Source organism: Bacillus cereus group sp. BfR-BA-01492, from assembly GCF_022662815.1.
GTDB classification, from domain to species: domain Bacteria; phylum Bacillota; class Bacilli; order Bacillales; family Bacillaceae_G; genus Bacillus_A; species Bacillus_A cereus_BD.
Genome location: NZ_JAKUEH010000006.1, coordinates 31,260 through 52,575 on the forward strand (window position 1 = coordinate 31,260; position 21,316 = coordinate 52,575).

The window sequence follows — 21,316 nt, forward strand, 5'->3', positions numbered from 1 at the left end:
AAATAAAAAAGCAGATTCATTTTTGTTAGAATCTACTCTCTTAAATACCCTTCATCAAATGAAAACATAAAATATTGCTTCACATAGTTCCTTTCATAATTAATCCTAAAATTGCTACAATAATGGAACTGATAATAATCCGTAAAATCCAAGTTGTATTCAAGCTTATTTTTTCTAATTGTTTATTTATAGTAGAAATATCTTTTTCGTTAATCGTTGTACGAGTTTCCAAATTACGAACATCTCTCATAATTTCCTTTTGATTTGACTTTAAGTCTTCTATTTTGGACTTTAGATGATCAATTTCTTCCATACTTTCACCACTCTCATAAAAAGATGTATACTTATAACTTGCCTATCTTTTTTATCTTGCATCAAAATCTTCATACATCATTATCTACTTACTAATACGGAATCCTTCTACTATATATTCATCGTCATACTTATCATAGTATAGGCCACTACCTATTTTCTGCCTTGTAACTTGATCTTGTAAGAATAGAGAACTTTCATCCCTATCTGTCCCGATTTCAATTCCATATTTTTTTGTTAAGTAGGCCAACTCTACTAAAAACCATTCTCTTCGCAATTCTATCGGCAAGTTGTATGTTAGTTTTTTCATCTCATTTATCACCTCATCTATTTTTCAGAAAGGAGTTCGTTCATTTCTATACTATTGGATTACTTTCACATGCTTTATAGCACTATACTATATGCATGTCCGCACGAAATTGTTCCACCTTTCCAAATCATACAATGCAGCAGTAAATCAGAATGAAGAAATGTAAACGATATAGAAATCGCAAATATAAAAATAGAAACCCGCACTTCTTTTCTCTTTTTCATTTCACATAAAAACCGTTTTAGTATTATATATATTTAGTTAACATAAAAATATTATGTATTAGTAGGAAAGCGGAGTTCTCTCACACCTTCCTACTATACTACTTCATATTAAGAACATCTTGGTACACCTAGCGCTAGAAATAAATTTGCTAAACTTTCAGTAATTGGCACTTTTAACGTAATAACATCATCCACTTTTGTAACTAAGAAGAACGCACCATTTTCTTCTAAAATACAAGTCACTAATAATTGTAAGTTCATTCCATTTCCCTCCTTTCAGACGAGATACTATACTCTATGAATGAACACCAAAAAAGTAATAGTATTTATATCTATTTTTTATGATATAAAGAAAAAATAATATTAAAACCTATTAAATAACTTATTTTTTTGATTTTTGTTTTAAACTATATATCCTTAATATATTTCTATATAATTAAACAGGTCATATTTTACAAATGGAGGTAAAAACATGTTTTTTTGGAGTAATCTTAGTACAATTTTATTTTGGATCGCTATCATTTTACTCATTTTATGTATCATTGCATCCTTTAAGAAAAATGGGAAAGCAATGAAATACGGGAGGCCTGCAGTTGTTTGTTTTATGATTTCGTTTTTAATATTTGGAATAAGCGCAGCAGAAACAGAGCATCCTATCGTTAATTTCTTTGCTAATCTATGCTTCATTCTATTCATTTTCTTTCTTGTCTTATCCATTCTATCTGTCATTAAAAAAACTGGTATGGCAAAAAAGCAATTTTTCATTACTGGTATCCTATTTATTCTTTTCGGGGTACTATCAGCTATAGCGACACCTTCCACTCCAAAGGTAAATGCTAACGAAAAAAAAGTTGCAACTGAAAAAACAGATAAAAAACTTACAAAACAGAATGAAGTAGATGAGCAAGCTCGTAAACAACAAGAAGAGCAACGTCAAGCTGAAGAACAAGCTCGTAAACAACAAGAAGAAGAGCAGCGTCAAGCTGAAGAACAAGCTCGTAAACAACAAGAAGAAGAGCAGCGTCAAGCTGAAGAACAAGCTCGTAAACAACAAGAAGAAGAGCAGCGTCAAGCTGAAGAACAGGCTCGTAAACAGCAAGAAGAACAACGTCAAGCTGAAGAACAAGCTCATAGACAACAAACAAATTCTACAGAAAACAATAATAGTCACGTATACTATAAAAATTGTAAAGAAGTTAAAAATGCCGGAAAAGCGCCTCTATATGCAGGACAACCTGGATACAGCCGAAAATTAGATCGTGATGGTGACGGGGTTGCTTGTGAAAGATAATATGTAGAAAAAGAAGCTCTATTCATACGCTTCTCATGAATAAAGCAATAAAATACTAGGTATTAAAAAGACCAATCGAGGGCCATAGTCATCAAGTTAAGATTATAGCAGTCACCCTTTCATGTATCAAAGGGTGACTATTTTTTTATGTCCTCATGAAAGTTAGAAGACCTATCAAAAGTACTAGGAACTCATATCGTTATATCAAAATTCACTTCAACAGACTGCTAAAAAACAAATTATATGGAAGTCTTATTTGAGCACGCCGAATCATTCATTTAATGATAATCCTAACTTTTCACTAAATACTTCACGTAAATAGTCTTCTAAGATCTTTGTTGTAAATTTTTCATTACGACCTAAAGCAAATAATTCTCCATCTTGTACAATAATTGTATCAAGAGAAGTAGCTACTTTATCAACAATTTTTGTAATTTCAATTATATTATGTTCAGTATTCACTTCCGTTTTAAATTCGATATTTTCTACTACTATATGCGAACGTAGACCAGATGTAAAAAAAGAAAAATCGGGATTCCTTACAACCCCTATTTTAATTTCTAGTTGATATAAATATCGAAAGATCACATCTCTATGCCCATCCTTAACCATTTTTTCATTCTTCTCGTTTTCTAAATACTCTTTAACTCCTTTTGCAAATTCATCTAGGAAGCTCACTTTTTGATGCTCCTTTCTATATTTAGTATCAGCGCGATAAACTAATACAATTGTATCATAGCGAAAAAACATGTACCTATTAAATGAAAAATAAAAAGAGCAACTATACACAAAGTGCTCTTTCTTCAAAAAATATATTTTTACAACCTGTCTTTCCTATAATAAATATCATACCGTTACGTTCTACTAGGTATTCAAAAATCGGTAGCAGAAAAATAGAACAAGCTGTTTAGAGGAGAAGTTTTTCAATTTCTTTCTCTAATTCCACTGGCTTTATTTGCGGAGCAAAACGATTCATTACTGCTCCATCACGACCAATTAAAAACTTTGTAAAATTCCACTTTACAGCTTTTATTCCAAATATGCCTGGCACTTGTTTTGTTATATATTGATATAGCGGATGAGCATGTTTACCTTTCACATCAATCTTTGCAAACAATGGGAAGGTTACCCTATAATTCATTTCACAAAAATTTAGAATCTCCTCTTCTTCTCCTGGTTCTTGTCCTCCAAATTGGTTACACGGGAATCCTAAAATGTCAAATCCTTGCTCTTTATACTTCTCATATAAAGATTGTAACCCTTTATACTGTGGTGTAAACCCACATTTACTAGCGACATTTACAATTAAGAGTACCTTTCCCTCATAATCTCGGAGCGACTTCTCTTCTCCAGTCATTGTTTTAACAGAAAAATGATAAACAGTCATCTACTTCCCCCTTTCTCTTCTCTCCAGTTCATTCCATCGTATGTATTTTATTTTCTTTTTAATGAAAACGCTTTAATTTCGTTCGAAAATTCGACACAAAATACTAGACATTTTCTTTGGAAAGTTTTACAATTAAATTGTGAACAAAATGTGACAGTTTACATTCTAAATTGTGACATTTTCAATTCCATTATAAATCATAAAAGGATGGTGTTGATAATGAAAACTGCACAACATAAAATGCTTTCCAATCGTGAGTTTTATTTCGTACTATATATGATGTTATTATTTGTCACTGGCTGGGTAATGGATGTAAACGGACTATTTTTAAGTAAATACTTTACTTTAGCTGGTATGATTACACTTCCACTTGTTGGAGGAATTGTTGGATTCTTCATTATGTCAATCAGTAAAAATCAATCAAAATAATAGCATTACATAAAGGGAAGAAAATGATTTTTCATTTTCTTCCTTTTTCTTTTATAATAAAAAATATGAACTTATAAGGAGCGTTTAAAGCGATTTAAGTAATGAGGATTTCTTCTATATCTTCTTGAGAATAATCATGTAGATATCTTAATAGGATGACTTGTTTTAATTTATATGGAAGCTTTCTAGCATAAAAAAAGACATGGCTAATAGTAAACTTAAACTATAGCCATGTCTTCTTTCCTTTATCTCGGTTTTCTTTTCCCAGTAAATGCAGGTTTCTTTTTCTTTTGTACTTTCGGCTTCGACTCTACGAATGTCCCTTTAAATATTTCTTGTTTCTTAAACACAATGCCTAATTTGTTCGCAAATTGCAGTAATTTACGTTCTTCTTGTGGTGTGACAAGAGAAATAACAGTTCCTTCTTTTCCCATACGCCCTGTACGCCCTGAGCGGTGAATGTATTGGTCTAACGTATCTGGTAGTTCCAAATGAATGACATGTGTTAAGTCGTTAATATCCAACCCACGAGCCGCTACGTCTGTCGCAAGTAAAATTTCTAGTTTCCCGCTGCGGAATACGCGCATTGTGGCTTCTCGTTCTTGTTTACTTGCTTCTGCATGAAGAGCTGCTGCTTTCATTTTGCGATACTTTAATTTCTCTGCAATTTCGTCTAAGCGGTACGGATCGTTTAAGAACGCTACCGCTTTCACATGTCCTGTATGCATAATTCTTCTTATATACTCATTTTTCTCACGGCGCTCACAAACGATATACATATGCTCTACTAAGCTTTTTGTTTCTGCACGTTTCACGCGTATGAATTGTGGTTGCACAGCAAAATCACGCGCTACCTCTTCCGCCTCTTTTGTCATGGTTGCCGAGAAGAATACTAATTGACGATCACGCATTGTAGCTTTAATAACATCATGCACAGCGTCAACCATCTTTTGTTTTACGATTTGATCAAACTCATCAAATACAATTGTTTTCACTTCGTGCATTTTTAATTTTTTCATGCGAATTAATTCTAAAATACGTCCAGGTGAACCGACAATTACTTTCGGATGTTTCTTCAATTTCTCTACTTGACGCTTTATATCAGCACCACCAATTAAAGATGCACCGGAAATCTCCGTTCCCGCTGTAAACTTTTGAACTTCTTCATGAATTTGCATAACAAGTTCGCGTGTTGGCGCTAAAATCACAACTTGTGGCTGTTTTACTTCCGGATTAATTTTATGTAAAAGGGGTAATAAATACGCTAATGTTTTTCCTGTTCCTGTTGGAGATTCAGCAATAACGTCTTGTCCGTCTAAAATCGTTGGAATTGCTTGTGTTTGAATTTCAGTACACTCTTTAAAACCTGCCTTCTCCCAAGCTTGTTGTAAAAATGGTTGCATATCTTTTATCATTCGTTTTTCTCCTTTATCTCTATTTTTGAAGAAAATGCTGTATTTCTCGCACTGTTTCTATCATGTGAGAAACAACAGCTATTAAATCATCAACATGGTCTTCTGTAATCGTTTTTTGAAATAGAACTTCTGCCTTATTATAATATGAAGTCGCTTGCTTATTATATTCGTATGAAATTGTTTGCACAATCATTCGTTCTTTTCCCCATATCGACTGTAATAGTGTTTCTGTTTTAGGACACATTACTTCTGGTTGTTCTACCGGAAATGAAAATGCTAATTTCATTTCGCATCCCGGTATAAATTGCGGGACTTCTAATATTTCACCAGACAAATTCTTCGCATCAACAGATAGCGAAAACGTTGCTTCAACCGCATGTTCTAATCGTTTTGTTAATTGAAATGAAATATTGTATATACGGCGTAATGACGCAAGATCCATCATATCTTTTCGATTCGTAACAAGAATATCTCCGTGTAAATCGAAATCATAAATAGCTCCCTCTACGATTACTTTTAAATTTTCAAAAGCAGTTGGATCAAACATAATTTCCTCCAAAAAACAGGCGCCTTTCCATCGAAAGGCGCCACTTGATGTATATATAGTTTACAGATAAACGAGATGAATTACAACCTTTTAGAATAAACCGACTGCTTTCCCATCTTCATTTACATCCATTTGAAGCGCAGCAGGTTGTTTTGGAAGACCTGGCATTGTTAACATTGTTCCTGTTAACGCAACGATAAACCCTGCACCAATAGATGGTTTTAGTTCACGAATTGTCACAATAAAGTCCGATGGACGTCCCAATTTTGTTGCATCGTCAGAAAGAGAATATTGTGTTTTCGCCATGCATACCGGCAAGTTCCCCCAACCTTCTCCTTCAAATTGAGCTAACTGCTTACGTGCTTTCGGAGCAAATTCAATATCTTTTGCGCCGTACACTTTTTGAGCAATTGTACGAATTTTTTCTTCTAATGATGAGTTTAAATCATAAAGTGGTGCGTATTTATTTTCACCTTTTTCAATTACTTTCAATACTTTCTCAGCAAGGTCTACACCACCTTGGCCACCTTTCTCCCAAACTTCTGTTAAGGATACTTCGTAGCCACGTTCGTTACACCATTCTTGTAAATATGCAACTTCTGCATCTGTATCTGTAATAAATTTATTAATTGCAATCACGAATGGAACTCCAAAACTTTGAATTGTTTCAACGTGTTTTTGTAAGTTTTCCATTCCTTTTGCTAATGCATCTACATTTTCTTCTTTTAACTGATCTTTCGCTATACCGCCATGCATTTTCAGCGCACGAATTGTTGCAACAATAACAACCGCTTCCGGTTTAATTCCTGCCGCACGCGCTTTAATATCAAGAAACTTCTCAGCACCTAAATCCGCACCAAAGCCAGCCTCTGTAATGACATAGTCACCTAATTTCGCAGCCATTGTTGTTGCGATTACACTGTTACAACCGTGAGCGATATTCGCAAATGGACCGCCATGAATAATAGCAGGTGTATTTTCTAATGTTTGTACTAAGTTTGGTTTTAATGCATCTTTTAATAAAAGTGTTAATGCACCTTCTACACCTAAATCTTTCACTGTAACTGGTTGGTTTTCAAAATTATAAGCCACTACAATGCGAGATAAACGTGCTTTTAAATCTTGAATATCCGTTGCAAGGCAGAATACAGCCATAATCTCAGATGCTACTGTAATATCAAATCCATCTTCACGCGGTACACCTTGAACTGGTCCACCAAGGCCTATTACGACATTTCGAAGAGCGCGATCGTTTAAATCAACGCAACGTTTCCAAACAATTTTACGCGTATCAATTTGAAGTGCGTTTCCTTGTTGAATGTGGTTATCGATAAATGCCGCTAATGCATTATTCGCTGTTGTAATCGCATGAATATCGCCTGTAAAATGAAGGTTAATATCTTCCATTGGCACAACTTGCGAATAGCCTCCGCCTGCCGCACCACCTTTTAACCCCATCGTCGGTCCAAGGGATGGTTCACGAAGAGCGATGACTGCCTTTTTACCAATCTTATGAAACGCTTGACCTAAGCCGACTGTGACCGTTGATTTCCCTTCCCCTGCTGGAGTTGGGTTAATTGCTGTTACTAAAACAACTTTTCCGTCTGCTTTTGTTTGTAAGCGCTTAAAAATATCGAGGGATAATTTTCCTTTATAATGACCGTAAGGTTCCAGTTCTTCTTCTAAAATGTCTAGTTCAGCTGCAATGTCTTGAATCTTTTTCATACGAGCTTCTTGTGCAATCTCAATATCAGATTTAACTGTTGTAGTAGTTGTCATATACCCTAGTCCCCCTTTAATTGGTTCTGACCATATTGTATCAGTTTTTTGTATTTTCTGCACTTATTTCCCTCCTAAAACTTATGCCTTTCTTTAGATGTTATTTTTTCAACATAAATACCCATAAAAAAGTTAATGCTTGCCGTAGTTCTACAGATAATTGCTCAAGCATTTTTTCATTTACTCCCCGCTTATAAACACCCATGCCACCCACGACTTGGAACCCTTGCTCCTTCGCTAATTTTTCAAATTCCCACGGCATCATCGTATTACAAACCACATTTTCACCGTATAAGCGGGGATAGCTATTTTCACGCGGTTTTGCTGTTGGTCCTAAAAGTGCTATGCAGGCATATCCACCACTATATAAAATACGCTTTATCTCACGCAATGACTGCAATGGATCTTCTGTCCATTCTAAAGAATTAATAGCTACTATCGCTGAAAAACGCTCATTTTCAAATGGTAATGCTAATAAATCTCCCTTTATAAAAGATAAATTTTCTCCTTCTCCTCGTTCTTTTGCTTTTTGAATCATCTGCTCTGATAAATCAATTCCGCATACTTTATACCCTGCTATACTTAATTTATATGTACCATACCCATCACCACAGCCAATATCTAAAACCGCCTCTCCTTTTTCTACATACTTTTCAAAAAATGGAATAATTGTACTGCGGCTACCATGATCCCACATTTCTTGACTATTTCGATTCCAAGATTCTGCATTACGATTCCATTGTTTCTCTGCTGATTTATGCCAGTTAAATTTTGTCATCCCTTCCCCCTACCTTCCTTTATTTTCATTCATTATCTTTCTACACATTTTTCCTCAATTCCTGTTTATTCTTCCAAAGAGCTGGACATGATAGCAACAGGCTCTATATTCACCAATTTTTTCTTTATTTGGATATAACTCATATTCATGTTCTCTTCTTTATGAAAAATAATAAAGATACACCCAATTGAAAGAGGGGGATGTATATGCCAAGAAAACGAACACACCGCTTTAAAAGTGGTCAAAAAAACGAAGAGTATGCAGCTGAAATTGCACCGCATCACCTTCCTATAAGAAAAAGGTATAAAGAAACCTCAAATGAAGTGGAAGGAAGTAACACAAGTACAATTATTGGTTATGTTGCTTTATTTCTTTCTTTATTTTCAATCGCCTTTTATCCTGTTACACTCGGTTCCCTTTCTATTTTAATTGGTTTGTTAGCTGTTAACTTCGGAGCGAAAACTCTCGGATATACAGCGATTGGGTTTGGCAGTTTTTCTGTCTTGTTTACTTTGTTATATCCGTTCGTTTTGTCAGCATTATAAAAAACACACCAAGTTTCACTTGGTGTGTTCACTCATGATATAACATAATATGTCCACATGCACAGCAATGTTTTGCGGTAATTTCTTGAAATACAGGATAATTTTCCTCATCTCGCTGTTCTATAAAGACTTTCTCAAACCGATACATATTCGGCGCATACGCCCAGTCTTGTTTTGTTCGAGCATATAATGTAGATGTAAAAAACTCCTCTCCTCCGCAAACAATACATACTTTCTTCATTCATACCCCTCCTATGCTTGTCTTACTTTATCTATATGAACAGGAAGATAAAAAAAAGACCTTCTATCATGAGAAAGTCTTTTCTGAAACAAACAAAAATGTACCAAATATACCAAATCCGCTATATTCTTTCTTTTTACCTGCCTCTGTTTCGAATTTTTGTTTTATTGTTAGAAAGAATACACCATTTCGTGTATCCGTACTTACAAATTGCATTTTTTCTTCTTGTTTTCCTACATTTTGTACACATGTAAAGTCATCTTGACTGCAGTTTAAATCATATTTATCCTGTATATATAAGCGAAAATCAGCTTCTTTCGGACAAGTTAAGAGTAATACTGCAATAAGAATAAGACTCACAATGCCTACAATCGTATAATATTTCTTCATTTTCTCTCCTTTCAAAACAGAAGAAAAACTTGACCAACCCCGTCAAGTTTTTCTTAGTCCGCAATCCATTGCCATTCTTGTTCTTTCTTATCAAAAATAAGCCAGCCCGTTTCTGTTGCATTTTCTTTTAATTCCTCAATGTTATCCACTACCTCATCCGTACTTTCATACGAACCAATTACATATACAGGAATCTCTAGCCCTCTTCTTGACTCGATCTTTCCACCCAAATCAATATACAATCCGTCTTCCATGAGCGGAATCAGTTCAAGAATCACTTCTTTTGAAATAGCTGGGAAAATTTTCGATTTTTGAAAGAACGGAAACCGTTTCTTTCCAAAAGAACCGACCTTATACGGAATCACCTTGCTGAGCATCCCTACAAAATCGGATATTCTGCGGTAATATACTTTGTTATACCAACCATCATCATGTGAAAAATACACAAACCGATTTTTAAGCAATGGAAAGAACGCTCTTCCAAGCGGCTCTTTCTTATGAGCCAAGTATAATAACTCCGCAATTTCTTTCGGCTCTAATTCATCTAAATCGTTTGCATCATCAAAATCAACCCAACAAAACTCATCAAATTCATCAATTTCAGCTTTTATTAACTTATGTATATTGTCTTCTTCAACATATTCAAATAAAGTATGATAATGAAAATCAGTCCACTCAAAATTATGCTTCAAAAGCAATACTTGATGAAGAGGTGAAGGGATATTATTTGCAAACTCTTCAAATGTAATTCCAGAAGTAATAAAACAATGACCTCGACGATTACCATTAATATATATCATATTCTTTACTTGGTCAGATCCTCCAGACAAAGCACCTAGCCACCTTCGTTTTATATGTTTCAATTCTATAGCATATTTTAACATGAAAAATTTTAGAAACATAGAAAAAACTTCAAAAACTATTTACAATTTCGTAAGTTTTATTACATATTGATTACAATTAAAAAAACCTGTTAAAAAACAGGCTTTTTTACGCAATTTCATCTGGATTTTGCGGGTGATGTGGCTCAGTCTGTTTTTCATTTTTTTGAAAAATAGACTGGATTTTATCAATGGTTTGCGGTGCTAGTTCAATTACTTTTTCAGCTAAATGCGTCGCATTTTGTAAGTGGAGAATATTTACACCGTCCTTATTCACAACAAGAAACGCGACTGGTGTAATAGAAACCCCCCCTGCGCTTCCGCCACCAAATGCAGCATTACCATTCGCTTTCGGCCCATCATTGGTTTGGAAGTCAGACCCTCCTGCTCCAAAACCAAATGCTACTTTAGATACTGTTAATACTACACCACCGTCAGCCGTTTGAACAGGCTCTCCAACAATTGTATTAACATCGACCATTTCCTTTAAATTTTCCATTGCCGCTTTCATCAATCCTTGAATTGGATGTTCCACCGTTCATAACCTCCTTTGTCATATCTTTCCTAGTTTTTCCGAAACTTCATGAACTAAACATACATTTTCATATTGCATTTAAAACTGATAAGTAATAATATTTAGAAAAAAGAAAAAGAGGGAATTATAATGATACGGAAATTAACAAAGCGTGACCATGAACAGGTCCTTATATTTCTAAAAGAGGAAATATCCATTAACCTATTTATCATTGGTGATATTGAAGCATTTGGATACGATGCAGACTTTCAAGAATTATGGGGGCATTTTACAGAAAATGAAATGTTGCAGTCTGTATTACTGCGCTTTCATGATTCATTTATCCTATATGGAAAGGATAACTTTTCTATTGTGGACTATGAGGTTATTCTCTCCTCTCACAAACCACTTAAAATCTCTGGTAAATCAGACATTGTAGAAAAACTTGAAGATGTACATGGTATACATCTTGGAACAAAAAATAAAACATATTTTTGTGAATGTAAAGATGATACTGCCTTACCAAAAATGATGATTCATACGACAGTTAAACAAGCAACAATAGAGGATGTCGAGCGAATTATGCACCTTCGAAACAACATTGAAGAATTCCCACAGTCAAATCAATCTGAAAAAATATTGCGCCAATCACTCGAAACAAATACAGGACGTACATATTACATTGAAGAAAATGGAGAAATGGTCTCTTCCGCTTCTACATCAGCCGAAAATTCTTTATCTGCAATGGTTGTTGGAGTATGTACACATCCGAATTATCGCGGCAAAGGATACGCTTCGCTCATACTCCAACAAATGATTCAAGATTTTAAGAAAGAAGGAAAAACACTTTGCTTGTTCTATCATAACCAAGCTGCCGGGAGAATTTATAAACGGTTAGGATTTCAAGACATTGGAACTTGGACAATATATCGATAATAACGAAATCCACCTAGCTATATCGCCCCCCTTTCCCTCTACACAAATTTGAAGCGGGGCTCCTGTTTTTTTACTAAGGACTAACCAACCATTTCACCGATAAACTTTTTCTTGGCAGCTTAAGTTTCATAATGCTTCCTTTTTGCTAGTCATACACTTCGTCTTTTCCTAAAGGAGCTTCGTTATTTACGTATTTAATATTGAAGACACTTTGGTCATTTAATAGCATGGCGATGATAATCGCTGTTCGTTTCCTTCGCATTTTCAAGTTGAAGTCTGCCAATATCTACAGAATAATAATATACTCACTTAACTTATTGTTCCTAATTATTAGAAATAGGATTCCCAACAATCATGCACCGCGATACCTGTAAATGCAGGCAATACCCTAATCGCATTCATGGCCACAGTCCCACGTTTGGGATGAATATATCGAATGGTGAGCTCAGGGGTACTATAGGGCACCCATTCTGTTTTTCCTTGATTACGAAGTCCTGTTTCATCACAATGAACAATCGGAGAAGCTACAATTTTAGAACGGATTTCTTCTTTTTCTTAAAAGCTTTCACCAAAAGAGTGAATGAGGCGGTTGATTGTGCCTTAACTGATTTAATGTTAATATACATCTCGAAAGAATTCAGACATCCACTGAAGGGATAGATACAAATATTGTGTGAAATAGTTCACCATCAATTGAATATTCAGCCCATATTAAGTCGCGTTTGTCACATCTTTTGGAAATGGAGCTTCTTCGATATGAAGACAATGTAGACACATTTTTCGTTCTACTTCATGTTGAAGTACCTCAAAAGAAACCCTCAAATCAAGAGGGTACCTGAGTAGTTACCAATTAAAACCAAAGGGAGATGGGGTGATATGATAAGCTCAAAAGAAACTATTAAAGTTGTTGAACAAAAGGAGCAGCAAACTAGCTCGTTTAACAGAGAAGAGATACTAAAGAGAACAAAGGAGTTACTACTGCTAAGTAGTGGCTTTATAACTACTCCTCAAGTTGCAAACTTCTTCGGTATAACCCTTAAAGAGTTGAACAAAACAGGCAAAAGACACAAAGATTAGCTATTAGAGAATGGATATTTCAACAGGAGAGCAATTCTATTTCTAGAAACATTACTAGGTAAAAACAAAGTCGCCGAAGAGGTTCGAACTCAATTGATAAACATCGAAGGACACTCAGCAAAAGAAGATAAACTCAGAGGATTGAATATGAAGAGTGCTCTAATTAGTAAAGTTATAGAAGCAATGTCTAGCGAGGATACTAAGGAGTTAGAACAGGCTAACTCTAATTTAGAAACTTATATGAGAAATAATTACGCAGTAGAACTACCAAAAGTAGCAAACTTAAGAGTTGTTAAGTAATACTACCGAGCTGTCGGCTCTTTTGTTTTCCTCCTCAGGGTACATCAAGGTCAACACCAATATTTACCAAAAATAAAGCAAGGATTTCTCCCCGCTCCTGTTAGTCTCTTTAATGAAAAGATGAATCATTAATATTTTTATCTGCCATTCCGTACAATCTATATCTATTTTACTCCCTTCTTTTTACGGTTTCTAAATATAATCTCTAACGTCACTACTGCGAGAAAGCCTACAGATAGCTGTAAACCTATAAACACAAGTTTATCATTTAGAGGAATATCAGGTACACTCCGCAACAATACAGGAGGTACAAGTATACCGATAATTACAAGGATTCTCGTTATCTTTCCCATTTCGTTTCCCCTATCATATTTTTTAACATTTATATGTATCTTTTAAATTAATTTACATTTCTAATAATTTCTCACGTAAAACTAATTCACTTTCAGTCATATATCCTCTATGCATTTCCTCTATAATTTTATCGTGATTAAAGCACAATACTTTTTCATCACCTAAATAGCCCACTAGGTAAGGAACACCCACATAATCAAAATCACGTTTATCTGCTGATACAACCATTCTTCCAATAATCATAATAATCGGTTCTACATCTTCTAGTTTTACAACGGTTCCAATCGGTAAAAGTTTCATTAATTTATTCTCTTTTTTTATTTTTTAACCCTCAAATAATATTAAAGTACCACTAGATCTCCTACAAAAAGTACAATTTTCTGCGTCTGTGAGTGCAGTATCCATGTCTCAGTAATAAGTGGAAGTCTACCTAGAATAATTAAAATTCTTTTTTTCTAAGCAAACTACTTATCTCGATTCTTTTTAAATTTATTAGTTATAGATTCCAATAATTTTGTTGTACCAAAAGATAAAACGGCTAGTATAAGCACAAAAGCAATAAGTGCTAATTTTTTTCCCCACCCATAAGGAGCAAACAAACTAAATATAAGTAAGGCTGAAAAACCGAAAATTTTTATAATTCTCGCTTGTTTAAACACAACTATTCTTCTCCCTGCTTAACAAATTTAGCAAATAAACCGCCACCGACTTTTCCACCACCAACATACGCACCAGTTTCTTGACCTGCATGAAACCTATAACCAAATGTTCCTAATCCTAATTCCCCACACACTTCAAGACCATATTCACCTATTATAGGAATAAAATCAGGGATATCAACTTTTGTTGATAGTTCATATTTTTGGACTGTTAACTTCGAATTATCTTTTCACTCCCCCTCATCTTCATGCTCTATAATTGTCATTCGGACGTACGTCCTTTCACTCCTTCACCGCTTTTAATTCTTCCCATTCTTCACGAATAACCCCCATTCGAATAGAATCATAATAGGTTCCATTATAATAACGGCATTTTCGCATTCGCCCTTCTAACTTCATTCCGATTTTCTCAGCCACTTTCATCATTCGCTCATTTCCAGACCAAGTTGTTAATCCCACTCTACCAATCTCCATATTTTCAAATAACAAATCTCTATATAATTGTAAAGCTTCTGTACCATAGCCACCGTTCCAATATGCAGGATTATAAATGACAATACCCATCTCTAACCAGCGCGTCGGTTTATACTCCCAATAAAACCCAACTATTCCGATGATTTCACCTTTAACCTCAATAAGGAGTTGAGACAAGGGTTCCCCTTTTAACTTAGATTGTAACTTCTCCTTGTATTCCGAGTACTCTTGCATAGAGAATGGAAAATATGGAGCATCCCACTTTTTCCATTCCGGCTTTTCTTCTTTATATATTTGTTCATATAACGAATGAATATCTGCCTCGTTTATCTCTCTCACAATCACTTTTTTACCTTCTAAATATATACGTTCCATACTACCTGCTACTAAAAATATAGAAAAATATATACTCTTAGACTTTTCCTGTTTCTGCGTGTCCTGTTTCGCCAACAACTCGCTACTACAGTTTGGTCTAACACTCCACAGGCGTAAATTCCGATGTAGCCCACCGTACATATATACAATCTATTTCAGTTAGTATTGTATATTCTTTTGCTTGTAAAAGATTGATCGAAGCATTTACATCTCTATCCATTACGTTGCCACATTTACATTTATATACTCGATCAGATAATTTTAAATCCATTTTCTTTTGACCACAGCATGAGCATATTTTTGAAGAGGGGTAAAACCTGTCTACTTGACGTAATTCAATTCCATACTCTTTACACTTAGCTAATAGCCATATTTTAAATGTATAAAAACTTTGTTGTGCAACTGCTTTAGATAGATGCTTATTCTTCATTATACCTTTCACATTTAAATCTTCTACTGTAATAAACGATGGCTTGGTTTTCACCACGTCATTTACAATAGATTTTACATACTCTAATCGAATATTTGCTAATCGAGCTTGTAGTTTTTGCACGCTAAGAATATTTTTATCTATATTCGCTCTTTTGTGAGTAGCAGATTTTTCACCTCTCTTTTTAAAATTTTCAAATTTACGAGACAAAGAGCGCTGTTCTCGTTTTAATCGTTTTTCTAACTTCCTTACTTTACCTGTTTGATTGATGTTTTTATGTGTTTTGCCATCACTTCGTACAGCAAAATCTTTCACTCCTAAATCAATACCTAAGCCTGTTTGATTAAGTACTGGTTTTGTTGTTGACTCTTCTAATTCACAAAGCACAGATACAAAATATCTTCCAGCTCTTTTAGATATTGTCCCGCTTTTTACAATCGCATTTTCCGGAATATAACCATACTCTTTTATTCTCATCCAACCAAGTGTTGGAACTTTTACCCTATGTCTTTCTACTCTCCAATCCGTCTTATTATTTTTAGGGAAGTAGCATTTCACATCCTGATTCTTCTTTTTCTTATATCGTGGAAATTTGGACAAACCTTTAAAAAAATTACTGAAAGCTTTATCTCCATTCATAATTGCCTGTTTTACCGCTTTACTCGACACTTTTTTAATCCATTGGTCATATTCTTTTGTATGGACATTGTTTAACCATTTAGAAAAATCGTATCCACTCAGAAACTTCCCCTCGGATTCATACAACTCTTTGCATTTAGAGAGATACAGATTGTACACATACCTACACACCCCAATCGTTTGATTGATCTTAGTTATTTGTTTATCTGTCGGCTTAAGCTCTATGAAATATGCTCTCTTCATAATTCTTTATCCTCCGACATTTTCTTTTTGTATTCTCTCAATCCATATACCCTACCATTAAATACATGGATGATAGATATCAAATCTTGAACAAACTCTTCTTGAGGTGAGAGTTTTTCATTATGAACGATAATAATTTCTACTCCCATTTTAAGAAGAAATCTCTCAAACCAATCATAACCAAAACGAACAAATCTATCTTTGTGTGCAATGATGATCGTTGAAATATTTCCTTCCATACAAGTATCAATCAATCTGTTCCATTGTTTTCTTTTGTAGTTTCATCCACTGCCTACATCTTGGATGATTTCATCTACAATCATGCCTCGTGCATTCGTAAATGTTCTTAGAAACTCTATTTGATTCTCTAAATCCTCTTGCTGTCCTTGGTCTGACACCCTTGCGTAAATCACTACTTTATCTACTTTATTTTCTTCTTGAATATTCATATACTCTTTATACTGTTCTTCTGTGTAGTATCTTCTTCCTTTTAGGTTTCAGTAAGCGATTAAAACACCTTCATTATCCCATCTTTGCAAGGTCTTAACAGACACGTGAATCATCTCTGAAAATTCTTTTGGTTTGTAGTGTTTCATAGTTACATTTCAACATATTCAATCACACTTGTCTACATTTTCCATTTACTGTTGACACCTCCTGCATCAACCTAAATATTTGAATTTATTATATTACCAATATACAGTGTATCATTATCAAAAAATTCTAACAACAATTTGTATTTCGTTGTATAATATTGTAAAAAGTTAATGGAGGAGGTTTCATGTTACATAAAATATTTTCATTCATAAGCAAACTTTTATCGATTATTTTATCACTCTTACTATTATTAAATTTCCCTTACTTATTTATCACACAAGAGAAATTTACCTTTCAGCCACTTCAATTTTTCAAGCATTTCTTTACTATGTTAAAAGAAGTTTTCTCTCCAACGTCTTTAATCGTTCTATCATCAGAAGCGCCATTCGGTTATTCAAAAAAAATACCATTATTTCCAACTGTATTAGAACCTTACATATATTCTTTTACTGTTTTGTTCGCAGCTTTTATTCTTGCACTCTTTCTTTCAGCTGGCATGGCATTTTTCTATTTTTTAGCAACGGATTCTATTAAAAGGTGGATAAACAGATTTATTTTTGTATTAGAAGCTATCCCTGATATGATGATAATGATTTGTTCACAAATGTTTTTCATCTGGTTTCTTAAGCAGTTCGGGGAATCTCCAGTCACCATTATATCTTTTCAAGAAAATCGAGCCTATTTACTTCCTATTTTATCTTTAGCAGTGTTACCTACTATACAAATGTTTAGAATGATGATTTTATACATATACGAAGAACATAGGAAGCAATATGTAGAGGTGGCTTATGGAAAAGGCCTATCATCAAGTTATATACTATGTATTCATTTATTCAAAAATATATCCATCCACCTCTTCCACCATTTAAAAACAATTTTTGTTTTCTTACTTTCTAATTTGTTTATCTTAGAATTTATTTTTAACATGCAAGGGATTATTCAATTTTTATTTAAAAAGGCATTTATTTCACCCTCGGCTATATTTATCATACTTATGATGATTATTTTACCGTTTTATATTATCTTTCAAATACTCTCTTTTATGATGAATAGATTGCAAAAACAAATGAAAGGAGAACTGTTATGAGGGGGATTTGGAAATCAAAACGCTTTTTAATCGGATTCACTTATCTTTTTCTCTTCATTGCAGCTAGCTTTATTTATAGCTTCTTCTTTAAAGATAGTATACCAGAAGCACCCTTGCTACTTTATAATGACAAGAACGAATTAATTGGAAAAGCTCCTTTTCCCCCATCTGTAATGCCACCTTTTGGCTCTGACCGTTTTGGAGAACCTATTTTCTTACAAATTTTAGATGGGGCAAAATTTACAATTTTATTTGCTATAACAATTAGTTTGTTACGTATTTTATTTGGAACATGTATAGGAATCTTCTTAAGTTTATATGCTGCAAAATTCAAGAGATTTTCCCAAGTATGTTCTGAAGTATTTTACTATATTCCAACTTTATTTATCGCGTTCATACTCATAGCACCCGTGAATATTCTCATTACATCAAATGTCGATCAACTAAACCCTAATATTTCATTTGCAGTTTATCAAGCGATTGTACTCATTTTTATCGCTTTACCTACAATTTTTTTATACATTTCTTCGGAAGTTGATGAGTTTATGCAACAAGACTATATATTAAGCTCACAACTCATGGGAGCAACTCGTTTCTATATTATAAAAAAACACTTACGAGTCTTATTACTCGATCGCATATTCGTTCTATTTATGGAGCATATTGTTCAAACACTCATACTCATGATTCATCTAGCATTACTTAACATTATAATCGGTGGGATACAGATGAAAGAACTAAACGAAGGTGAGTTCAAACCTGTTTCACTCTCGAATGATTGGGCAGGCTTAATTGGATTAAATCATTATGAAATGAACCTTTCATTATGGATTATTTTTTATACACTCGTGACATTCTTTATTACAATCCTTTTTATTAAACTTATGATAACAGGAATACAAGACGCACGAAAAGCAAGAGATTCTCAAACAATTGTAACGCCCTCTGTTCCAGATCAAAAAGCATATGCGAAAAATAAAGATGCCTTTTCATTTGCTTCTTTAGAAAAAAGAAAACAGTCTTCGCCGCATTTATAAAAAAGGAGCAGAAGTAAGAAATTAAATGAAATAAAAATTCGATATCAAAAATAAAGAAGGAGCTTAAGATGCCCCTTCTTTATTTTAATTCCTTCCAGAACGAATAACTCACTTTTTTATATTTTGCTCTTTCATAAAAACGATGTGCATCTACACGTTGCATAGATGATGTCAGAGCAATACACTTACAGCCTTGTTCTTTTCCCCATCGCTCTATATACGAGAGTAATGTTTCACCATATCCTTTTGATCGGTACGTTTCCGCTGTTACAAGGTCATATACAAAAACGTGCTTGTTATTATAAAAGTTCGTACCCACAGCTACACCAGCAAGACTAACCGCTTCACCATTTTCGTTCATTAAAGAAAATAGCTGATAATGTTCTTCTTTCATCCGGCGAAATAAAACCCGTGCTTCCTTTTTTGTAAGAGTCGTTCGTAATTGTTGCAAAACGGGTAATACCTCATCTAATTGTTCTTCTGTTTTTATTTCGATAATATTCATCCAATCTCCCCTAACTATTTATAAAACTTTCTGAATGTTATATTATTACTTTAAATCGAAACTGGCCTTCATTTAAGTGACAGTTCATTTCTTTTTTATAAGGCCAGTTATGGGGGGAGAGCAAATACTATGGATTTAATCATTCCTCTACAAGTGGAGAGTCGGACACCTATTTATATACAAATTTACGAATTTATAAAACAAGGAATTTGTAAAGGCACTCTTCCTGCTGGGACACGTCTTCCTTCTCATCGAAACTTAGCATTACAGCTTGGAGTTAGCCGCATTACAGTTGAGTCAGCGTATCAGCAATTGTCTGCAGAAGGATATGTGGACAGTAAGCCAAAGCGTGGTATATTTGTCGCTGAAATAGATGCAAATGTGATTCCATATAAACAACAAATTCCCCCTTATCCATTTGAAAAAGTCTCAAACAAACAAATCTATTTTGATTGTAGTCAAGGAAATATTGATCAAACAGCCTTTCCTCTCTCAAATTGGAAAAAGGCACTTCAAGAATGCTTACTACAATATGAAAACGACTTATTTACAAAAGAAGACCCGCAAGGAGAGCTTATACTTCGTACTCATATTTCAAAATATCTGTATCACGCTCGCGGAGTTCACTCTTCGCCCAATCAAATCATTGTTGGCGCTGGTATACAGCCACTTCTTTGGTTGCTTATTCAATTACTTGGACGACAAAAAGTATATGCAATAGAAAACCCTGGATTTCATCGTGTAAAAGCTATTATTCAAAGCTGTGGTCTTCCTATTCACCCTACTCCGTTAGATGAAAAAGGAATAGACATTTCATTTCTCAGCAATTGTGATGCAAATGTTGCTTATGTTACACCTTCTCATCAATTTCCATATGGGATGATTATGCCACTATCAAGGAGACTAGAGTTATTAAAATGGGCAAACGATCGGTATGGCTATATTATTGAAGATGATTACGATGGAGAATTTCGCTATATTGGAAAACCCATTCCCTCACTGCAAGGACTTGATACAAATGAACGCGTCATTTACATGGGTACTTTTTCAAAATCATTTTTACCATCTTTAAGAATGGGGTATATCGTTCTTCCGAATCATCTTTTAGAAACTTACAACAAACTTAGTGGCATTTTTAAACAAACCGTTTCCAAATTACAACAACTTGCTCTTGCTCACTTCATGCAAAAAGGAGACTGGGATCGACATTTAAACCGCGTTCGTACACTATATAAGAAAAAACATCATACATTAGTGAAATCAATTGAAAATCAAATGGGTGCAGATGTTGATATACTTGGAAATCAATCTGGACTTCATATTGTGCTTCATGTTCATAATGGCATGAATGAACACGAACTCATTCAATCAGCTGCTGAAAAATGTGTAAAAGTTTACCCCTTATCCATATACGATTCAATCTATGATTTACGAAGAGAAGCTTACATTCTACTAGGATTCGGAGGAATACCAATCGATGCAATCGAAACCGTTGTAACATTATTAAAAGAAGCTTGGTTTACTAAAAAAAGCTGTTTTTTGCAACAATAATTGCCAAAA

The 21,316-nt window shown here is 34.2% G+C and carries 29 protein-coding genes and 3 pseudogenes; 9 read left to right on the top strand and 23 right to left on the bottom strand.

Annotated elements, in window-relative coordinates:
• Nucleotides 1–79: 79 nt before the first annotated feature.
• The 3 genes from MR063_RS09635 to MR063_RS09645 all read right to left on the bottom strand — a co-directional run bounded on the left by MR063_RS09635 (nucleotide 80) and on the right by MR063_RS09645 (nucleotide 1,107).
• Complete coding sequence (locus MR063_RS09635; protein WP_242196971.1) at nucleotides 80–313, bottom strand: hemolysin XhlA family protein; 234 nt, start codon at nucleotides 311–313, stop codon at nucleotides 80–82.
• An 84-nt stretch (nucleotides 314–397) separates the two neighbouring features.
• Complete coding sequence (locus MR063_RS09640) at nucleotides 398–622, bottom strand: hypothetical protein (RefSeq protein WP_242144752.1); 225 nt, start codon at nucleotides 620–622, stop codon at nucleotides 398–400.
• 332 nt (nucleotides 623–954) lie between these two features.
• Entirely contained in the window at nucleotides 955–1,107 is a 153-nt protein-coding gene (locus tag MR063_RS09645; protein ID WP_242144751.1) for an exosporium protein G, read from the bottom strand.
• Between the two features lie 211 nt (nucleotides 1,108–1,318).
• Between MR063_RS09645 and MR063_RS09650 the strand changes: the two genes are divergently transcribed.
• On the top strand, nucleotides 1,319–2,137 hold the full coding sequence (locus MR063_RS09650) for an excalibur calcium-binding domain-containing protein (protein WP_242196974.1): 819 nt from the start codon (nucleotides 1,319–1,321) through the stop codon (nucleotides 2,135–2,137).
• Nucleotides 2,138–2,407: 270 nt separating this feature from the next.
• On the opposite strand, the gene MR063_RS09655 is transcribed toward MR063_RS09650, so the two are convergent.
• Entirely contained in the window at nucleotides 2,408–2,815 is a 408-nt protein-coding gene (locus tag MR063_RS09655; protein ID WP_242196977.1) for a DUF3942 family protein, read from the bottom strand.
• A 229-nt stretch (nucleotides 2,816–3,044) separates the two neighbouring features.
• Nucleotides 3,045–3,524, bottom strand: coding sequence for a glutathione peroxidase (locus MR063_RS09660; protein ID WP_242196980.1), 480 nt, complete (start codon nucleotides 3,522–3,524; stop codon nucleotides 3,045–3,047).
• Between the two features lie 219 nt (nucleotides 3,525–3,743).
• On the opposite strand from MR063_RS09660, the gene MR063_RS09665 reads away from it, so the two are divergent.
• Nucleotides 3,744–3,953 carry a DUF3925 family protein gene (locus MR063_RS09665; RefSeq protein ID WP_242196983.1) on the top strand — a complete coding sequence of 70 codons (210 nt, stop codon included), beginning with the start codon at nucleotides 3,744–3,746 and terminating at the stop codon, nucleotides 3,951–3,953.
• A gap of 103 nt (nucleotides 3,954–4,056) precedes the next feature.
• Here the strand turns inward: MR063_RS09665 and MR063_RS22100 are convergent.
• From MR063_RS22100 to MR063_RS09685, 5 genes and pseudogenes are all read right to left on the bottom strand, one after another.
• Nucleotides 4,057–4,137, bottom strand: a pseudogene (locus MR063_RS22100) (sigma factor-like helix-turn-helix DNA-binding protein); the annotation flags it as partial.
• Between the two features lie 61 nt (nucleotides 4,138–4,198).
• Complete coding sequence (locus MR063_RS09670) at nucleotides 4,199–5,368, bottom strand: DEAD/DEAH box helicase (protein WP_242196986.1); 1,170 nt, start codon at nucleotides 5,366–5,368, stop codon at nucleotides 4,199–4,201.
• Between the two features lie 19 nt (nucleotides 5,369–5,387).
• Complete coding sequence (locus MR063_RS09675) at nucleotides 5,388–5,915, bottom strand: hypothetical protein (RefSeq protein WP_242196988.1); 528 nt, start codon at nucleotides 5,913–5,915, stop codon at nucleotides 5,388–5,390.
• Nucleotides 5,916–6,005: 90 nt separating this feature from the next.
• Nucleotides 6,006–7,694 carry a formate--tetrahydrofolate ligase gene (locus MR063_RS09680; protein ID WP_277927836.1) on the bottom strand — a complete coding sequence of 563 codons (1,689 nt, stop codon included), beginning with the start codon at nucleotides 7,692–7,694 and terminating at the stop codon, nucleotides 6,006–6,008.
• A 100-nt stretch (nucleotides 7,695–7,794) separates the two neighbouring features.
• Complete coding sequence (locus MR063_RS09685; protein ID WP_242196995.1) at nucleotides 7,795–8,472, bottom strand: class I SAM-dependent methyltransferase; 678 nt, start codon at nucleotides 8,470–8,472, stop codon at nucleotides 7,795–7,797.
• A gap of 206 nt (nucleotides 8,473–8,678) precedes the next feature.
• On the opposite strand from MR063_RS09685, the gene MR063_RS09690 reads away from it, so the two are divergent.
• Nucleotides 8,679–9,017 carry a permease gene (locus MR063_RS09690; protein WP_242196998.1) on the top strand — a complete coding sequence of 113 codons (339 nt, stop codon included), beginning with the start codon at nucleotides 8,679–8,681 and terminating at the stop codon, nucleotides 9,015–9,017.
• A gap of 28 nt (nucleotides 9,018–9,045) precedes the next feature.
• On the opposite strand, the gene MR063_RS09695 is transcribed toward MR063_RS09690, so the two are convergent.
• The 4 genes from MR063_RS09695 to ytfJ all read right to left on the bottom strand — a co-directional run bounded on the left by MR063_RS09695 (nucleotide 9,046) and on the right by ytfJ (nucleotide 11,064).
• Entirely contained in the window at nucleotides 9,046–9,258 is a 213-nt protein-coding gene (locus MR063_RS09695; RefSeq protein ID WP_242197001.1) for a hypothetical protein, read from the bottom strand.
• 66 nt (nucleotides 9,259–9,324) lie between these two features.
• Complete coding sequence (locus tag MR063_RS09700) at nucleotides 9,325–9,648, bottom strand: hypothetical protein (RefSeq protein ID WP_242197004.1); 324 nt, start codon at nucleotides 9,646–9,648, stop codon at nucleotides 9,325–9,327.
• A 53-nt stretch (nucleotides 9,649–9,701) separates the two neighbouring features.
• On the bottom strand, nucleotides 9,702–10,478 hold the full coding sequence (locus MR063_RS09705) for an oxalate:formate antiporter (protein WP_242197007.1): 777 nt from the start codon (nucleotides 10,476–10,478) through the stop codon (nucleotides 9,702–9,704).
• A gap of 160 nt (nucleotides 10,479–10,638) precedes the next feature.
• Nucleotides 10,639–11,064 carry a GerW family sporulation protein gene (gene ytfJ, locus MR063_RS09710; protein WP_242197010.1) on the bottom strand — a complete coding sequence of 142 codons (426 nt, stop codon included), beginning with the start codon at nucleotides 11,062–11,064 and terminating at the stop codon, nucleotides 10,639–10,641.
• A 129-nt stretch (nucleotides 11,065–11,193) separates the two neighbouring features.
• Between ytfJ and MR063_RS09715 the strand changes: the two genes are divergently transcribed.
• The gene (locus MR063_RS09715; RefSeq protein WP_242197013.1) at nucleotides 11,194–11,979 is read left to right on the top strand and encodes a GNAT family N-acetyltransferase; all 786 of its coding nucleotides are present in this window, start codon (nucleotides 11,194–11,196) and stop codon (nucleotides 11,977–11,979) included.
• Between the two features lie 330 nt (nucleotides 11,980–12,309).
• On the opposite strand, the gene MR063_RS22105 is transcribed toward MR063_RS09715, so the two are convergent.
• Complete coding sequence (locus MR063_RS22105) at nucleotides 12,310–12,522, bottom strand: IS66 family transposase (RefSeq protein WP_396021449.1); 213 nt, start codon at nucleotides 12,520–12,522, stop codon at nucleotides 12,310–12,312.
• 333 nt (nucleotides 12,523–12,855) lie between these two features.
• On the opposite strand from MR063_RS22105, the gene MR063_RS09720 reads away from it, so the two are divergent.
• Entirely contained in the window at nucleotides 12,856–13,056 is a 201-nt protein-coding gene (locus MR063_RS09720) for a hypothetical protein (RefSeq protein WP_242197016.1), read from the top strand.
• A 93-nt stretch (nucleotides 13,057–13,149) separates the two neighbouring features.
• Entirely contained in the window at nucleotides 13,150–13,356 is a 207-nt protein-coding gene (locus tag MR063_RS09725; RefSeq protein WP_242197019.1) for a hypothetical protein, read from the top strand.
• Between the two features lie 164 nt (nucleotides 13,357–13,520).
• On the opposite strand, the gene MR063_RS09730 is transcribed toward MR063_RS09725, so the two are convergent.
• The 7 genes and pseudogenes from MR063_RS09730 to MR063_RS09755 all read right to left on the bottom strand — a co-directional run bounded on the left by MR063_RS09730 (nucleotide 13,521) and on the right by MR063_RS09755 (nucleotide 17,126).
• Entirely contained in the window at nucleotides 13,521–13,709 is a 189-nt protein-coding gene (locus tag MR063_RS09730; protein ID WP_242144738.1) for a hypothetical protein, read from the bottom strand.
• A gap of 52 nt (nucleotides 13,710–13,761) precedes the next feature.
• Entirely contained in the window at nucleotides 13,762–14,010 is a 249-nt protein-coding gene (locus MR063_RS09735; protein WP_242197030.1) for a DUF4176 domain-containing protein, read from the bottom strand.
• Between the two features lie 164 nt (nucleotides 14,011–14,174).
• On the bottom strand, nucleotides 14,175–14,369 hold the full coding sequence (locus MR063_RS09740) for a hypothetical protein (RefSeq protein WP_242197035.1): 195 nt from the start codon (nucleotides 14,367–14,369) through the stop codon (nucleotides 14,175–14,177).
• A 2-nt stretch (nucleotides 14,370–14,371) separates the two neighbouring features.
• The gene (locus tag MR063_RS21800) at nucleotides 14,372–14,503 is read right to left on the bottom strand and encodes a hypothetical protein (RefSeq protein ID WP_277927827.1); all 132 of its coding nucleotides are present in this window, start codon (nucleotides 14,501–14,503) and stop codon (nucleotides 14,372–14,374) included.
• A gap of 148 nt (nucleotides 14,504–14,651) precedes the next feature.
• Nucleotides 14,652–15,218, bottom strand: a complete 567-nt coding sequence (locus MR063_RS09745) for a GNAT family N-acetyltransferase (RefSeq protein WP_242197383.1) — start codon at nucleotides 15,216–15,218, stop codon at nucleotides 14,652–14,654.
• 157 nt (nucleotides 15,219–15,375) lie between these two features.
• Nucleotides 15,376–16,530 (bottom strand): annotated as a pseudogene (locus tag MR063_RS09750) (RNA-guided endonuclease InsQ/TnpB family protein); the annotation flags it as partial.
• A pseudogene (locus MR063_RS09755) lies at nucleotides 16,527–17,126 on the bottom strand (IS607 family transposase). The pseudogenes MR063_RS09755 and MR063_RS09750, both read right to left, overlap by 4 nt.
• Before the next feature lie 185 nt (nucleotides 17,127–17,311).
• Between MR063_RS09755 and MR063_RS09760 the strand changes: the two are divergent.
• A complete protein-coding gene (locus MR063_RS09760) occupies nucleotides 17,312–18,214 on the top strand; it encodes an ABC transporter permease subunit (RefSeq protein ID WP_242197038.1) in 903 nt (300 codons plus the stop codon).
• Complete coding sequence (locus MR063_RS09765) at nucleotides 18,211–19,251, top strand: ABC transporter permease (RefSeq protein ID WP_242197041.1); 1,041 nt, start codon at nucleotides 18,211–18,213, stop codon at nucleotides 19,249–19,251. Before MR063_RS09760 ends, MR063_RS09765 begins: the two co-directional genes overlap by 4 nt.
• A gap of 79 nt (nucleotides 19,252–19,330) precedes the next feature.
• On the opposite strand, the gene MR063_RS09770 is transcribed toward MR063_RS09765, so the two are convergent.
• Complete coding sequence (locus tag MR063_RS09770; protein WP_242197044.1) at nucleotides 19,331–19,756, bottom strand: GNAT family N-acetyltransferase; 426 nt, start codon at nucleotides 19,754–19,756, stop codon at nucleotides 19,331–19,333.
• A 129-nt stretch (nucleotides 19,757–19,885) separates the two neighbouring features.
• Between MR063_RS09770 and pdxR the strand changes: the two genes are divergently transcribed.
• Nucleotides 19,886–21,307, top strand: a complete 1,422-nt coding sequence (pdxR, locus tag MR063_RS09775) for a MocR-like pyridoxine biosynthesis transcription factor PdxR (RefSeq protein WP_242197047.1) — start codon at nucleotides 19,886–19,888, stop codon at nucleotides 21,305–21,307.
• The last annotated feature ends 9 nt before the right edge of the window (nucleotides 21,308–21,316 follow it).